The organism is Streptomyces sp. JH14 (assembly GCF_029428675.1).
Lineage (GTDB): Bacteria > Actinomycetota > Actinomycetes > Streptomycetales > Streptomycetaceae > Streptomyces.
In genome coordinates this window covers 389,166-405,158 of record NZ_JAJNEL010000001.1, presented here as the reverse complement: position 1 = coordinate 405,158, position 15,993 = coordinate 389,166, and the positions used below count along the sequence as shown (strand labels likewise).

Sequence of the window (15,993 nt, the reverse complement as noted above, 5' to 3'; positions counted from 1 at the left end):
CTCCTCGCGGTATGTGAAATTTTAAATCAGAATACTAGAACTCCATTCTGTTCTGGGTGTCCTGAACGAACCCGGGCAGCGGGATTGCGCGGCTGCGCCGAGCGCGCCGCAACTGCTGTACGTGAAGGGCTTGTTCAGCGCATCTGGCGCCGCACCAGCTCGTGGAGCCGGCCGCCCGTGTCCGCGAGAAGCTCGGCGGGCGGTCCTTGCTGGACGACACGGCCGTCCGACATGACGATCACCCGGTCGGCGTCGAGGACCGTGGAGAGCCGGTGCGCGATCATGATCCGGGTGGCGTTCAGTGCGCGGGTGCTCTCGATCACGATGCGCTGGGTCTCGTTGTCGAGCGCGCTGGTGGCCTCGTCGAAGAACAGGATGCGCGGCCGACGCACGAGAGCCTGAGCGATCATCAGGCGCTGCCGTTGGCCGCCGGAGATGGCGCCGCCCCCGGCGATCATGGTGTGCAGGCCCATCGGCATGCGCTTGATGTCCTCGGCCAGCCCCGCCATCGCGGCGGCCTCCCACACCTCCTCCTGGCTGAAGACCTCGGCGCCGCAGATGCAGTCCAGGATCGATCCGGTGAACGGCTGGGAGTTCTGCAGGACGACTCCGCAACTGCGGCGCACAGCCGCCTGGTCGAGCGATGCCAAGTCCTGACCGTCGTAGAGCACACTGCCCGACACCGGCTTGTCGAAGCCGATGAGCATCCTCAGGAGCGTCGACTTGCCGCAGCCGCTGGGGCCGACGATCGCCACGAACTCGCCGGGACGCACCTGCAGGGACACCTCGTCGAGGACCAGTGGGCCGTCATCGGTGTAGCGGAAGGAGAGGGTCCGCGCCTCGATCTCCCCGGACAGCACGCCGGGCTGGGTGCTGGCCCCACGCACCTCGGGTGCCTCGTCGAGCACCGGCTTGATCTGCTCGAACATGGGCAGAGCGGCCGCGGCCGAGACGAACGCACCCGTGAGCTGGGTGACCGACGTCAGCAGCATGGTCACGGACGTGTTGAAGGTCAGGAACGCGCCGGCCGACATCGACCCACGAGCCGGGCCCGCCAGCAGGACGAACATGGCCAGCGAACACAACGGCAGATACACAGCGTTGAGGACGGTCGTCAGGTTCTTGATCCGCCCCGCGCGCTGCTGCAGCTCACGGCTGCGCGCGAACTCCTGGGCCCACGAGGCGTAGGCGAAGCTCTCCGCCGCCGCGACCCGCAGTTTGGGCAGCCCTCGCAGCGTCTGGAACGCCTGGTTGTTGAGCTTGTTGCCGAGCTCGACCAGCCGCCGCTGCCATCGCAGCTCCCACATTCCCATGGTGAGGAACACGACGGCGATGACGAGCAGCATGGCGATCGCCGCCAACGCCAGCGGGACGCTGAAACAGAACAGCAGGACGAGGTTCATCGCACCGACCGTGCCGGCCTGCACTGCGACCGGGCCGATACCGGACAGCACACGCCGGATGGCGCTGATGCCCATCGCGGCGCTGGCCAGCTCACCCGTGGAACGCCCGGTGAAGAATGTGGCAGGCAGCCGCAGCAGCCGGTCCCACACCGCGGGCTGCAGCGTGCTCTCGATACGGCCCTCCATGCGCAGGATGGTGAGGTTCTGCATCAGCATGAAGGCGGCCGAGACCACGCTCGTGATCACGATGGCCAGTGAGACCTGCACGATGAGACTGTGCTCGGCGTTGGGTACGTAGACGCCGAGCACCTGCCCCGTCGCGATCGGCACCAGCGCACCCAGGGCGACCGTCACCAGTCCCGCCAGCGCCAGATTGCGCAAATCGGCCCGGGTGCCGTGCAGGCTGAACCGCAGCAGCCGCCACTTGCTCATGGGCCGTTCCGGCAGCGGGCGGTAGAACATGACCGCACGCTGTTCGAACTCGTCGGCATTGGCTGCGCCGACGCGGGTACGCCTGCCGGTCACCGGGTTCACCGCCTCGTACCCGCCGCGCCGCCACAGCAGGGCGACCGGCGCCCCACTGGCGGCCCGGTGGCCCACGAGGGGACCGGCGTTCTCCCGCCACCAGCGCCGGTCGAGCCGGACCGGACGTGTACGGATCCGCGAGCCGACCGCGACGCGCTCGACCGGGTCGATCCGGTCGCTCACCACACCGCTCCTCGACGGTTCCGACAGGGTGATACCGGCAGCCTCGGCCACGAGCCGGCACGCCGCGTACGTCGCGTCGTCGCCCGCACCCACGGCGCGCGTCGTCGCCCGCCTGGAGCGACCGATGGAGGAGACCAGCGTCCGGTCGGCCTCGTCGCGGACGGCTTCGCCCGCCTTGATGCCGGCCGCCGTGCGGTCCTCGTGCGCGAGCTCCATCCGTTCGATCCAGCGGTCCAGCGCGGACAACAGGCGGTACTGCTGGTTCACCATGGCCTGCCACAGCGTGCCGTCGACGAGCAGATCGCCTGCCGCCTCCGTGCTGTACGCGGCGCCGTACTGCACGCTTCCGGGAGATACCGGTAGCCACAGGATGTCGTCCTCCGCCACCGTCTCGTCGACGGTCGTCCGGCCGTCCATCGGGGCCTCGAACAGGACCTGCCTGCTGCGCCCGACACCCAGCGCCACGGCGTGCTCCAGCAGACTCAGAGCCGTGTCGCCGGTGTCGTACCAGCTGGGGTACTGACCACCGTGGGCCGCCGTGTCCGCGTACTCCGGGCGGTACAGCTCACGCAGCGGGATGCGGCGCAGCACGCACTCCTGCAGAGGCCTGCCGACCAGGGTGTGCCGGGGGCCCTCGACGGGCCCCAGCAGCAGAGTCCCGGGTTCGAGCCGGCCGAGGAAGTGCCAGTGGCCCTGTTCGGCCGCGTCGACCGCGAACAGATCCAGGGCGCCGCCGACCACGAGCCACAGCACCTGCGGCCCCTCCAGCGAGAGCGTGCGCAGACCGCGGCAGTCGATCTGCCGGCCGAGCCCGCCCAGGGCGCCGATGACCGCGTCGTGCTCCGCGGGGTACGGGTCGGGGCCCGTGCCCGCAAGATGGTGAAGGGATGTCACGTCAGTGCTCCTTGACCAGCTCGGCGTACGGGCCTCCGGCGGCGACCAGATCCTCGTGCCGCCCCCGTTCCACGACGGAGCCGTGGTCGAGGACCACGATCTCGTCGCTGTCGCGTACCGTGCTCAGCCGGTGCGCGATCACGACACAGGCGCAGCCGCGCCGCCGCAGGTTGTCGATGATGATCTGCTCGGTCTCCGCGTCCAGCGCGCTGGTCACCTCGTCGAGAACGAGGATGCTCGGCCTGCGCACAAGGGCCCGGGCGATCTCCAGCCGCTGCCGCTGTCCCCCGGAGAAGTTGCGGCCGTCCTGCTCCACCCGGCTGTGGACCCCGCCGGGGCGCCGGGCGACGACCTCGTACAGCGCCGCGTCCTCGAGGGCCGCGACGACGGCGTCGTCCGGAATCGACGGGTCCCACAGCGCCACGTTGTCCCGGACGGTGCCCTCGAAGAGGAAGATGTCCTGGTCGACGAAGGAGACCGAGGCGGCCAGCGCACTGCGGGGGATGTCCTCCAGACGCTGTCCGTCCACCCGGATCGTGCCCTCCCACGGGCTGTAGAGCCCCGAAATCAGGCGGGAGACCGTCGACTTGCCGCTGCCGGACCCACCGACCAGTGCCACCTGCTGTCCCGGCCCGACGGACAGCGAGAAGCCGGTCAGCAGAGGCTTGTCGAGCGGGCTGTAGCCGAACGTGATCTCCTCCAGGGTCACATGCCCCTTGAGCCTGCGGGTGCTCGCAGCCGGTTCGCGGCGCGTGTACAGCGAGTCCACCGGGAAGTTCTCGACGTCCTTGAGACGGGCCACATCGGCGGCGAAGTCCTGGACCCGGCCCGCCACCGAGTTGAGCCGGGCGACCGGAGCGGTGAAACGGGTCACCAGCGCCTGGAACGCCACGAGCAGACCGATCGAGATGTGGCCGTCGACGGCGCGCAGCCCTCCGATCCACAGAATCAGGGCGCTGTTGAGCGTCGCGAGCGCGGGGGCGACGACACCCAGCCAGGCGCTCGGCACGCCGAGGCGCTGCTGTTCCTCCAGCGTGGTCGCGTGCTGCCCCGCCCAGCGGCGGAAGTACCCGTTCTCGCCTCCGGTGGCCTTCAGCGTCTCGATCAACTGCAGTCCGGTGTACGAGGTGTTGGTCAGCCTGGCGCTGTCGGCCCGCAGTTTCTGGGTGCGGGTGGCCCGCAGACGGACGGCGATGCGCATCGCCACCACGTTGAGCAGGGCCAGCCCCACCCCGATGACCGTCAGCTGCGGGTCGTACGTCCACAGCAGCACCGCATAGAGCAGTACGACGACCCCGTCCACGCCGACGGCTGTGAGGTCGCGGGCCAGGGTCTCGGCGACGACGTCGTTGGACTGCAGCCGTTGGACGAGATCGGCGGGGCTGCGCTGGGCGAAGAAGGTGACCGGCAGCCTGAGCAGATGCCGGAAGAACCGGGCGCTGCTGAGCGTGGAGGAGATGATGCGACCGCGCAGCAGGTTCGCCTGCTGCAGCCAGGTCAGCACGACCGTGAGCGCCACCATGGTGCCCATGGCCGCGAACAGGACGCCCAGCAGCGAGGTCTGATCGCCGATCAGGAACATGTCGATGTACGCGCGGCTCAGTGCGGGCAGCGTCGCGCCGACGGCCACGAGCAGCAGGCTGGCGAGCAGCGCGGCCAGCATCGTGCCCGAGGTGCCGCGCAGCCGCGCAGGCAGGGCGCCCATGATTCCGGGCTTCCTGCCTCCGCGACGGAAACCGTCCCCGGGCTCGAGGACCAGGACGACGCCGGTGAAGCTTGTGTCGAAGTCCTCGGCCGACACGAAACGGCGGCCCTTGTCCGGGTCGTTGATGTGCACGCCGCGCCGTCCGAAGCGGCGTCCCATACCGTCGTACACGACGTAGTGGTTGAACTCCCAGAAGAGGATGGCCGGTCCCTGCACCTCGGCGAGGGCCGCCGGTTCCATCTGCATGCCCTTGGCCTGAAGCCCGTAACTGCGGGCCGCCTTCAGCACGTTGCTGGCACGGGATCCGTCGCGCGAGACGCCGCAGGCGATGCGCAGCTCCTCCAGCGGCACATGGCGGCCGTAGTGGCCGAGCACCATGGCCAGCGAGGCGGCACCGCACTCCAGCGCCTCCATCTGGAGCACGGTGGGGCTGCGTACCGTTCGGGCCTTCTTGCCCTTCGCCTTCGGCCGCGGGGCCGAACGGCGCCTGCCGCCGGGTGCGTTGTCCGGGCGGTGCCGGCCGCGACCGGGGGGCGGAAGCTGTGATGTGGCGGGAGAGGGGTGCGGTGCGGTCACGGGAGCAGCCAATCGATCGGACGCTGGTCGGCCAGGTGGATGGCGCCGGTGGCCAGGGTCATGGAGTCGATCGCGTACGGGGGGCCCTGCGCCGACGACCACCGATAGCCGGACTTCGTGGCGGACGACCGGTCGAGCTGCACCAGGACGGCAACCGGCCTGCCGCTCCGTGAGAACTGTTCGCCCAGCTGGGCGTCGCCGAGGAAGCCGCTGATCTGCCGCTGCGTCTGGGACGTCCGGCCGACCGCGGTCACGCGTCCGCGCAGCACTCCGTACTTCTGGGACGGCACCGACTGGACGGTGAGGTCCACGGCGGCGCCCACGGGAACGGCAGGCCCGCTGTCTCCCGGCACGTAGAGCATCACCATCAGCTGGTCGTCGGCACCGCGGGTCCGCTCCACGCTCGCCACGTCCGCGCCGGTGGTGACCACCGCGCCGATCGTGGCCGTCAGCGCGGTCACCCGCCCTGCGGCGATCGTGCGGACGACTCGGTCGCCCTGTTCCGTACGGACCTTGAGCAGCGGTGCGTCGGCGGGGAGGGTCGCGCCCTCCTGGGCGAGTACGGCGGTGACCTGGCCCGCGACGGGGCTCTGCAGGACGTAACTACCCTGCGCGTGAGTGAGGATGCCGGGGGCCCGGAGCGTGGAGGAGACGGATCCGGTCATGGCCCAGAAGCACGAGGCGGCCATGACGAGGACGGTGACGCTCAGGGCGAGCCGGCCCTGCGGACGGGCGAAACGTACCGGCAGGTCGAGTTCCTCCGGCGACTGCAGCTTGGAAAGGGCCTGTTGGCGGAACTGCACGGAACTCTTTCCTTACTGTCAGATGTGAGCAATGAGCCCCGGAACCACAAGGTTCCGGGGCTCACACGCCGTCTCAGAGACCGGCGATGAGGCCGGTGCCGAGGCCGGTGACCGCAGCGGTGTTCACGCCGGTGACCGACGAGGCCAGGCCGGTGACCGAGCCGGCGATGCCGGAGACCGGGGCGATGGCGTCAACGGTGCCCGTGACGTTGCCGAGCAGGGTGCCGACGAGGCCGCCGGACACGTTGTCGAGGTCGTTGTCGGAGATCTCGAGGGTCTCGACCTGGGGGGTGTGGTTCATGATGGGGACTGCCTTTCAGCTTGTTAATTCGCAGCGGTAACCACTTGGTGCGGCTGCCGCATTGGGCAGGATCAAAGCACGTTGACGCCTTGCGCAGCGAATCGAACCGATGCTGATCGGGGCTTATGTGTGGCACTGAAATACCCCTGCGTGCACATGTGTTCATGAGTCGAGAGCGACTTCTTCACAAGCTTCACCATCCTAATTCCCTTTGACTGAAAGTCCCTTTACAGGAATGCGGACACTCCTGTTCAAAGCGATCCGGCACTGGTCCGGACCAGGGCTTCCGGCCGGGGTGGCGGTGACCGGACTGGGCATGAGGTGTGCAGGTTTACGAAAGGTGGGCGTCAGGACGAACCAGCAGGTGGGGAGGGGTGCGCCGGGGGTGTCCCCACCGGGACCCGGAGGCGCGGCCGATGCGCGGTCCGGCGTGCTCCTGACGTGGGGGCGAGGGTTCGGCGTCGCGGAGCCCGCCGGGCGTCCGGCCCGAGTGGGCTCCATCGACACGGAGTTCATCCATGCCCGCTGCATCTCCTGTTGCGTCGTCGCCCCGTATCTCGCGAGAGATGCACCTTCTTGCCGCGTCCGGAACACTTCCGCGTCGTACGGGCGCCTCCGTCACACCCCGTAAAGGGAGAAATACCGGTACGCAACCGGTACTTCCCGGTTTTCCCGGGATTCCGCATGATCGGCGGCGGAGTGGGAGGGGCTCCTCTGCGCCCGTCACGCAGCCCGGAGACCCGCTCTTCGGGGTGGCCGTCGGCGAAGTGGCGGTGGCCGCTCGGGGAGCCGACGGGCCGCGCGTGGAGGGAGGTGGTATCGGCGGGACCACTCCGGCCGGGCGGAGGGCCGAGGCGGCGCCAGAGGGTACCGACGTCTTCGTCGACATGGTCGGCGGAGACCGGCTGCGGGGCGCGAGCGACGTGGCGCGAGCCCGGCTCGCCGTGCGTGCTGGTCGGCGTGCTGTCCGGGCGGCCGTTGCCCCACGGCGCCGGCGTCTCCCTGGAAGGGCGCCGGTCCCCCTACCCACCTGAGGGGAGGGCGGCACGGTTTACGAGGGCCGGGCTCCGACCAGCCAGTCGTAGGCGGCCTGCGCCGTGAACTCGCTCTGCCCACCGGCGAAGAGCAGCTCCGCCGCCGCGAACGCCGGGTCGTCGGCCGTCGACGCCACGGACGGGATCGCGATGCAGCGCATGCCCGCCGCATGCGCTGCGACCGCTCCCGGTGCCGCGTCCTCCAGCACCACACAGTCGGCGGGGGCCGCTCCCAGCCGCCGCGCCGCCTCCAGGAACACGTCGGGCTCCGGCTTGCCGTGCGCCACCTCGTCGGCGGAGACGCGCACCGTGAAGCGGGTATCGAGCCCCGTGCCGGCGAGCACGGCCGCGATCGCCGCACGGGACGAACCGGATGCCACGGCCATGGCGATCCCCTCCTCGTGCAGCAGGTCCACGAACTTCCGCATCTCGGGGAAGACCTCGGTCGAGGTACGTGCCAGCTTCAGATAGACGGCGTCCTGGGCGGCGAGCAGTTCGTCGACCGGGGTCTCGATCCCGTACTCGGCCCGCAGCGCCGCGAGCGTCTCGCGGGTGCTGATCCCGATGTACCGGGTGTGGTGCTCCCAGGTGAAGCCGGGTGCGCCGTGACGGGCGAGGACCCGGCGCCCCGCCTCGTAGTAGTTCGGCTCGCTGTCCACGAGGGTGCCGTCGAGATCGAAGACGACCGAGAGGGCGGAGGTGTGCCGGTGGCTCATGGCACCCAGCATGCCAAGCCGGTGGTCAGCCGGTCGGTCCGGCCGCGGCCCGGCCCACCGACTCGACCAGCGGCAGCAGCCGGTGCGGCACCCGCTCGCGCAGGGCCACCTCGGTACGGGTCCTGACCACGCCGGGCAGCTGGACCAGCTGCTGGATCACATCCTCCAGGTGCCCGTTGTCGCGGGCCACGACGCGCGTCAGCAGGTCCCCGCCACCGGTGGTCGAGAAGGCCTCGACGATCTCCGGGACGGCGGCGAGGGCCTCGCCCACCTCGTCCAGATACCCCTGGGTGACCTCCAGATGGACGAAGGCGAGCACCGGGTGGCCGAGCGCGGCGGGGGAGAGGACCGGGCCCGTACCGGTGATCACGCCGTCCCGTTCCAGCCGGTCGATACGGGCCTGGAGGGTGCCCCGCGCGACGGAGAGGATCCGCGCGTACTCACGCACGCTGGTCCGGGGCTGCTCGATGAGCAGCCGCAGGATGCGGGTGTCGAGGGCGTCCACCGCCATGGTCCGCTGGCCTCTTCCCGGTCGGTCGGTACGGGCTCCGACTGTACCAATGGCCCACCGCCGCGCCCTCCGGCGGCGGAACCTCCTGGCTCAGGCGCGGGCGTCCTCGGGCAGGGTGACCAGCCAGCGGGTGTCACGGCGGGGGCGAAGGTAGAAGGCCCAGTAGAGGGTGGCCGCCGCCATGATGCCGCCGGTCCACAGCAGGTACGTGGCCTCCTGCCGGCTCAGGATGTAGACGAGCACCACGATCAGGGCCACCGGCATCGCCGGCCAGAGCGGCATCCGCCAGGCCGGCAGCTCCTTGTGCGACGTGCGGCGGGCCGCCAGCGCGGCGACCGCGACCAGCAGATACATCCCCGTGACGGAGACGCCGGTCACGCCGTACAGGGTGTCGAGGTTGACGAAGCACAGGGCAGCGCCCGGGACCCCGACCACCAGCGTCGCGACCCACGGGGAACCGAAGCGGCCGAGGCGGGCGAGCGCGTCATTGACGGGCTGGGGCCACGCCTTGTCCCGGGCGGAGGCGAACAGCACCCGGGAGTTCTGGATGACCATGACGATGCCCGCGTTGATGATCGCGAGTGCGACGCACAGGCTCACGAACGTACCGACCGCCGAATTGCTCCAGGCGGTGACCATCCCGCCGATGTCGCCCGAGGTGAGTGCCGAGAGGTCGGGCGCGCCCATGGTGATCGCCACCACCGGGACGAGGATGACGGCCGTCGAGATGGCGAGGGTGGCCAGGACCGTACGTGCGACGTTGCGCCGCGGGTCCTCCAGCTCCTCGGAGAGGTAGACGGCGGTGGAGAAGCCCTGGGTGATGAAGAGCGCGATGGCCAGACCTGATACGACCAGCATCGCCGTGACCGGGTGGGAGGCCCCGCCGTCGCCTGCGACCACACCGTGCACGAGGCTGCCGGCGCCGCGCTCGGTGTGGGCGAAGCCGAGCACGGCCACGACGGCCGCGGCGATCACTTCGAGAACGAGGAAGACGCCCGTGATCCAGGCGTTGGCGCGCAGGTCCAGCAGGCCCGCGAGGGTGGCGAGCAGCATGACACCGGCGCCGGCGGCCTCCGCGGGTATGTGGACCAGCGGCGCGAGGTAGTCCGCTGTACCCATGGCGATCACCGGCGGGACGATCATCACGACCAGCAGCGACAGCACGAACACCAGCCAGCCGGCCAGTCGGCCGGTCATGGTGGTGACCATGGCGTACTCGCCGCCCGCGCTGGGGATCAGCGTGCCCAGTTCCGCGTAGCAGAACGCCACGGCAATACAGAGGAGCGAGCCGATCGCGATGGTGAGCGCGGTGGCGGTGCCGAGGTCGCCGAACAGGTCGGGCACGACCACGAAGAGCGTGGAGGCGGGCGTCACGCAGGACAGGGTGAGCAGCGTCCCGCCGACGACGCCGATGGAACGCTTGAGGGTGCGCGGGCCGTCCTGGCCGCCGGGATCGGCCGCTGCGGGTGCGGTGTCCGAGGTGACGAGCTGGCTGAGCATGTCGGTCATGAAGCGGTTCCGATCGACTGGGTGTGACGACTGGCGGCGGGAGCGCTATCGCCTCCGTGGCTTGCTGCGCTGCTGGTTCCGTGTGCTCCCGGCGCTTTATGGAAACCTGTGGGATCCGTCACGTCAACCGTCAATTACCTTCGGAATTCGTTGTGTGCACGCCTTCAATTGGCGGTATTCGTGGAGTGCGGGCGTTCTGACGCCGTGTTGACAACTGGCGGAATCGTCGCCGGGTCCTGCCTGTCGACCTTCGAATATGAGGTGCGCTGGCGGGGTTGCCTGTGATGTGTGAGGCGGGCGGCTGGTGTGCCGCCGGAAGTGATCGAGAGCCGGCCGCGACGGGAATCGCAGAGTGTCACCGGTCACGTTGCGTGGTCTTTGCCATGGGGGAGGGGTGCCGGCGAGCGGTGCCTCTGCCGTGCGCGATTTGCGGCAGCAGACCCACCGGCAGGGCCTCGACCGTGGCGAACGCGAACAGCGCGAGCGACAGCCCGGCCACCGCGACGACCGTCCGCCTCCGGGACACCTGCCCAGGAGCCTTTACCCCGTCTCCGGCGAGCCCACATCCGTAGTCAGAACCAGAGCCCCTCGCATGTCTTCGCTGCGCCGGCCTCATCGGCTGGGACACACTGCGGCACCGGAGGCAAGCGTGCACTCGAACGGGGCCGGCGCGCAGCAGAAAGCCACGCGAAACTTGCCGTGTCAAGATCGAAATATCGCGGACGTAACGCGACGACGGCAGTCGTGCGCCGCGGCCGCGGGCCCACGCGGCACGCTCACCCGGCGAGAAGACCTCCCCGGCGAACCGCTCGCCGGCACAAGGGCGATGGGCCGGTGGGAGCCGGGAGTTGAGGGGTGGTCAGAGTGTTGCCGGCTGATTGCCGCGACGTGATCCGATCGTAACCGGGCCGTGGGTGTCAGGGTCTGGTGGCGAGTCGGCCGACCCGCGTATGTTGCCGCCCACAACATTCAACGTCTGCGAACGCACCGCATGTTCGCCGCGTTGCCGGAGTACATCCATCACTGCCGACCCGTGCGACCGGCGCCGGACGGCCGTAGCCCAGAAAGGACCCTTCCGATGCGCAAGGGATTCCTCCTCGCCGGCACCTCCGTGGTGCTCATGACGTCGCTCGCCGCCTGCGGCAGTTCCTCCTCGGGTGGCGACGACGCCGGCGGCAGTGCCGAGAAGCCGAAGATCGGTGTGATCCTTCCGGACAGCAAGTCGTCGGCCCGCTGGGAGGACGCGGACCGCCCGCTGCTGACCGCGGCCTTCAAGGCTGCGGGTGTGGACTACGACATCCAGAACGCGGAGGGCGACAAGCAGGCGTTCCAGACCATCGCCGACCAGATGATCACCAAGGGTGTCAACGTCCTGGTGATCGTGAACCTGGACAGCGGCACCGGCAAGGCCGTCCTCGACAAGGCCAAGTCGCAGGGCGTGGCCACGATCGACTACGACCGGCTGACCCTCGGAGGCTCCGCCCAGTACTACGTGAGCTTCGACAACACGGCCGTCGGCAAGCTCCAGGGCGAGGGCCTTGGCAAGTGCCTGGCCGACATGAAGGCCAAGAAGCCGATCGTCGCCGAGCTGAACGGCTCCCCGACCGACAACAACGCCACGCTGTTCGCCCAGGGTTACAACGGTGTCCTCGACCCGAAGTACACCTCGGGCGAGTACGTCAAGGGCCCCAACCAGTCGGTTCCGGACTGGGACAACGCCCAGGCCGGCACGATCTTCGAGCAGATGCTGACCAGCGAGCCCAAGATCGGCGGAGTGCTGGCCGCCAACGACGGCCTCGGCAACGCCGCCATCGCCGTGCTGCGCAAGAACCACCGCAACGGCCAGGTGCCTGTCACCGGCCAGGACGCCACCGTCCAGGGCCTGCAGAACATTCTGGCCGGAGACCAGTGCATGACGGTCTACAAGGCGGTGAAGAAGGAGGCGGACGCCACCGCGCAGCTCGCGGTGGGCCTGGCCAAGGGCCAGAAGGGGAAGACCAACGCCACCGTCCACGACCCGGAGGGCAAGCGCGACGTTTCCGCGGTCCTCGAGACCCCGGTGGCCATCTACCGGGACAACGTCAAGGACGTCGTGGCCGACGGATTCGTGACCAAGGCCGATCTGTGCACCGGCAAGTACGCCGCTCTGTGCACCAAATACGGCGTCAAGTAGACCAGGCCGGGCCGGCCGCCCCGGTCGGGCATTCGGCAGACCATGCCGGGGCGTCCCGGCCCGCCCGTGCGGCCCCGGAACCGGACCCGACCTCCGGCCGGGGCCCGCGGCGCAACGACTCGTAAGGAGCCGTCCACCCATGACAGCGACCCCGATCCTCGAACTGCGGGGGATCGACAAGAGCTTCGGCGCGGTGCAGGTGCTGCACGAGGTGAACTTCGCCGCCTACCCGGGGGAGGTGACCGCCCTTGTAGGCGACAACGGCGCCGGCAAGTCCACCCTGGTGAAGTGCATCGGCGGGATCCATCCGATCGACTCGGGTGAATATCTGTTCGATGGCAAGCCGGTCCATGTGCACAGCCCGCGCGACGCCGCCGCCCTGGGTGTCGAGATCGTGTACCAGGACCTCGCGCTGTGTGACAACCTCGACATCGTCCAGAACATGTTCCTCGGCCGTGAGAAGCGCCGTGGCATTGTGCTCGACGGCGGGACGATGGAGGAGATGGCGGCCAAGACGCTGAAGAGCCTTTCCGTCCGTACCGTGAAGTCGGTTCGGCAGAAGGTCTCCAGCCTCTCCGGCGGGCAGCGGCAGACCGTGGCCATCGCCAAGGCCGTGCTGTGGAACAGCAGGGTCGTCGTCCTCGACGAGCCGACCGCGGCGCTCGGCGTCGCGCAGACCGCGCAGGTCCTCGAGCTCGTCCGGAGGCTTGCCGACAACGGCCTCAGCGTCGTGCTGATCTCGCACAACATGAACGACGTCTTCGCGGTGTCCGACCGGATCGCCGCCCTCCACCTGGGCCGGATGGCCGCCCAGGTCAAAACCTCGGACGTGACTCACGCCCAGGTCGTGGAACTGATCACCGCAGGCCGCAGCGGGGACCTGGGCCTCGCCGACACCAACGGAGCCACCACATGACCGCCGCCCTCGCGCCCGAGAAGTCGGAAGGACGCGGAAAGGCCGGAGGATCCGGCGCAGACGACCACACCGAGGCGCCCGGTATCGGTGCTCTTGCCCGCGCCTACGCCGAGCGGGTGCGCGGTGGCGAACTGGGCGCGCTCCCCGCCGTCCTCGGCCTGGTCGTCCTCTGCGCGTTCTTCGCGATCCTTCGCCCGGTCTTCCTGACCGAACTCAACTTCGCCAACCTGCTGACCCAGGGCGCGGGCAGCATCGCCATCGCCATGGGCCTGGTCTTCCTCCTCCTCCTCGGCGAGATCGACCTCTCCGCCGGCTACGCCAGCGGCGTCTGCGCCGCCGTGCTGGCCATCCTCCTCACCAACCACGGATGGCCCTGGTACGGAGCGGTTGCCGCCGCGATGCTGACCGGAGTGGCCATCGGCCTGCTCCTCGGCACCCTGGTGGCAAAGGTCGGGATTCCGTCCTTCGTCGTCACCCTGGCCGCGTTCCTGGGATTCCAGGGCATCGTGCTGATCCTCCTGAAGGAGGGCACCAACATCTCGATCGAGGACAAGACGATCCTCGCCATCGCCAACAACAACCTCAGCCCCGCGCTCGGCTGGGTGCTGCTCGCCGTCTGCGTCGCCGCCTACGCCGCGGTCCAGTTCCGCGCAAACGGCAACCGCAGGTCTCGCGGACTCACCACCTCACCGCCCGCCCTGATCGCCCTGCGCCTCGGCACGGCCATCGTGCTCGGAGGCCTGGCGGTGTACCTGCTCAACCAGGAACGCAGCCGCAACGTCATTGTCGACTCGCTCAAGGGCGTGCCCATCGTGGTGCCGGTCATCGGCGCCCTGCTGGTCATCGGCACCTTCGTGCTCCAGCGCACCTCCTTCGGCCTGCACATCTACGCAGTGGGCGGCAGTGCCGAGGGGGCCCGCAGGGCAGGCATCAACGTGGCCTTCATCCGCGTCGCCGCATTCGTCATCTGCTCGGCCATGGCGGCTGTCGGCGGCATCATCGCCGCCTCCCGCGGCAACTCGGTGGACCCGAACACCGGCGGCAGCAACGTTCTGCTGCTCGCGGTGGGCAGCGCGGTCATCGGCGGCACCAGTCTGTTCGGCGGTCGCGGCCGCGTCATCGACGCCGTCCTGGGCGGCATGGTGGTCGCCGTGATCCAGAACGGTATGGGCCTCATGGGGTACAGCTCAGGCGTCAAGTACGCTGTCACCGGTTCGGTACTGCTGGTGGCGGCAGGAGTGGACGCTTTGTCCCGCCGCCGCGCCGCGCAACGATGAGGTTCACAGATGAAAGCCGGTCCTTCCCAGGAGGAGATCCGCCGGCACAACCTCAGCACGCTGCTGCGCCACGTCCACATCGGCGGCCCCGCCTCCCGGACCGTTCTCGCCGAGCGCATGGGAGTCAACCGCAGCACCGTGCTGGGCCTGGTCAGTGAGCTCACCGCCGCGGGCCTTGTACGCGAGGAACTCCCGCGCGACACCGGCCGAGCGGGACGGCCCTCGCTGGTCGTACGACCTGAGTCCGCACGCGCGTACGTCTTGGCGTTCGACATCGGCGTCGACCGTCTGACGGCCGCCCGCATCGGCCTGGGTGGCCTCTTCCTCGACAGGCGCGAGGTCCCCTGGTCGGGGGCGGGCCCCCAGCGCCCCGGCGAGGTCGCGGAGGCGCTCACGGAGTCAGCCCGACAGATGCTGACCGCCACCCCGCCCGGCAGTCACTGTGTCGGCGTGGGGGTGGCGGTGCGCGGCATCGTCCGCCACCCTGACGGGCTGGTCCGTTTCGCTCCCAACCTCGGCTGGACGGAGGAGGACTTCGGCACCCAGCTCGCCGACCGCCTCGGCCTCTCCGTTCCGGTCACCATCGGCAACGAGGCCAACGTCGCAGCTCTCGCCGAGCACCTGCGCGGCGCCGGAGTCGGCTGCCGGAACGTCATCTACCTGCACGGCGACATCGGTATCGGGGCCGGCGTCATCGTCGACGGCCGACTGCTGCGGGGCGACGACGGGTACGGCGGCGAGGTCGGCCACATGATCGTGAACCCGCACGGCGGCAGGCGCTGCGGTTGCGGCGCCACCGGCTGCCTCGAAGCCGAAGCCGGTGCCCGGGCCCTGCTCGAGGCCGCCCGGCGTGACGGCCGCGCACCGGGCCACGACGCGGTACGCGCCGTCGTCGCCGCCGCCGACCGAGGGGACGTCGTCGCCGGCGCCGCTCTGCACCGCGTCGGCGACTGGCTCGGTGTCGGGGTCGCCAACGTGGTCAACCTCTTCAACCCGGGAACAGTGATCTTCGGTGGTGTGCTCCGGGACGTTTTCCTCGGGGCGGCCGCGCAGGTGCGCAGCCGCATCAACACCACCGCCCTCGGGGCCTCCCGTGAGAACCTGCGGCTGCGGGTCTGCGAGCTCGGCGACAGCGCCGTGCTGATCGGCGCCGCGGAACTCGCCTTCTCGGAGAGCCTGGACAATCCCCTGGAAGTCCTGGCCCGGCTCGACGGGCACCAGGCACTCGTCGAATAGACAGCGTCGAACACGCATACGTCGAAGTGGTGCTCACCGAACAGCCGACGGCCGGGCGAGAGGGCAAAGATTCCCTCGTCGCGCCAGGCTGCGCAGTAGGCGTAGACGGTGCCGTGGTTCGGGAAGTCGTGCGGGAGGTATCTCCAGGGGATTCCGGTGCGGTTCACGTAGAGAGAGTCGCGTTGAACACGTCACAGAGGTCGACTTTGGCCGGATGGCCGTCAGCACGAG

Annotated in this window: 12 protein-coding genes and 1 pseudogene; 4 read left to right on the top strand and 9 right to left on the bottom strand. The window is 69.6% G+C overall.

Annotated features, from left to right (window positions below; genetic code table 11):
* Nucleotides 1-134 precede the first annotated feature (134 nt).
* From LRD69_RS01795 to LRD69_RS01760, 8 genes are all read right to left on the bottom strand, one after another.
* Nucleotides 135-3,005: an NHLP bacteriocin export ABC transporter permease/ATPase subunit gene (locus tag LRD69_RS01795; protein ID WP_277324775.1), complete on the bottom strand. Its 2,871-nt coding sequence runs from the start codon at nt 3,003-3,005 to the stop codon at nt 135-137.
* 1 nt (nt 3,006) lies between these two features.
* A complete protein-coding gene (locus LRD69_RS01790; protein ID WP_277324774.1) occupies nt 3,007-5,286 on the bottom strand; it encodes an NHLP family bacteriocin export ABC transporter peptidase/permease/ATPase subunit in 2,280 nt (759 codons plus the stop codon).
* On the bottom strand, nt 5,283-6,089 hold the full coding sequence (locus tag LRD69_RS01785) for an HlyD family efflux transporter periplasmic adaptor subunit (protein WP_277324773.1): 807 nt from the start codon (nt 6,087-6,089) through the stop codon (nt 5,283-5,285). Before LRD69_RS01785 ends, LRD69_RS01790 begins: the two co-directional genes overlap by 4 nt.
* Nucleotides 6,090-6,162: 73 nt before the next feature.
* Nucleotides 6,163-6,390: a type A2 lantipeptide gene (locus LRD69_RS01780; RefSeq protein ID WP_277324772.1), complete on the bottom strand. Its 228-nt coding sequence runs from the start codon at nt 6,388-6,390 to the stop codon at nt 6,163-6,165.
* A gap of 1,051 nt (nt 6,391-7,441) precedes the next feature.
* On the bottom strand, nt 7,442-8,140 hold the full coding sequence (locus LRD69_RS01775) for an HAD family phosphatase (protein ID WP_277324771.1): 699 nt from the start codon (nt 8,138-8,140) through the stop codon (nt 7,442-7,444).
* Nucleotides 8,141-8,165: 25 nt separating this feature from the next.
* Nucleotides 8,166-8,651, bottom strand: coding sequence for an Lrp/AsnC family transcriptional regulator (locus LRD69_RS01770; protein ID WP_277324770.1), 486 nt, complete (start codon nt 8,649-8,651; stop codon nt 8,166-8,168).
* 90 nt (nt 8,652-8,741) lie between these two features.
* Nucleotides 8,742-10,160: an APC family permease gene (locus LRD69_RS01765; protein WP_277324769.1), complete on the bottom strand. Its 1,419-nt coding sequence runs from the start codon at nt 10,158-10,160 to the stop codon at nt 8,742-8,744.
* Nucleotides 10,161-10,515: 355 nt separating this feature from the next.
* On the bottom strand, nt 10,516-10,686 hold the full coding sequence (locus LRD69_RS01760; protein WP_277324768.1) for a hypothetical protein: 171 nt from the start codon (nt 10,684-10,686) through the stop codon (nt 10,516-10,518).
* Nucleotides 10,687-11,238: 552 nt separating this feature from the next.
* Between LRD69_RS01760 and LRD69_RS01755 the strand changes: the two genes are divergently transcribed.
* The 4 genes from LRD69_RS01755 (at nt 11,239) to LRD69_RS01740 (ending at nt 15,762) form a co-directional block, all read left to right on the top strand.
* Nucleotides 11,239-12,333, top strand: coding sequence for a substrate-binding domain-containing protein (locus LRD69_RS01755; protein ID WP_277324767.1), 1,095 nt, complete (start codon nt 11,239-11,241; stop codon nt 12,331-12,333).
* Nucleotides 12,334-12,472: 139 nt separating this feature from the next.
* Nucleotides 12,473-13,249: an ATP-binding cassette domain-containing protein gene (locus tag LRD69_RS01750; RefSeq protein WP_277324766.1), complete on the top strand. Its 777-nt coding sequence runs from the start codon at nt 12,473-12,475 to the stop codon at nt 13,247-13,249.
* Nucleotides 13,246-14,526, top strand: coding sequence for an ABC transporter permease (locus LRD69_RS01745; protein ID WP_277324765.1), 1,281 nt, complete (start codon nt 13,246-13,248; stop codon nt 14,524-14,526). Before LRD69_RS01750 ends, LRD69_RS01745 begins: the two co-directional genes overlap by 4 nt.
* Nucleotides 14,527-14,535: 9 nt before the next feature.
* A complete protein-coding gene (locus LRD69_RS01740) occupies nt 14,536-15,762 on the top strand; it encodes an ROK family transcriptional regulator (protein ID WP_277324764.1) in 1,227 nt (408 codons plus the stop codon).
* Nucleotides 15,763-15,827: 65 nt separating this feature from the next.
* Here the strand turns inward: LRD69_RS01740 and LRD69_RS01735 are convergent.
* Nucleotides 15,828-15,982, bottom strand: a pseudogene (locus LRD69_RS01735) (transposase); the annotation flags it as partial.
* Nucleotides 15,983-15,993: the final 11 nt, after the last annotated feature.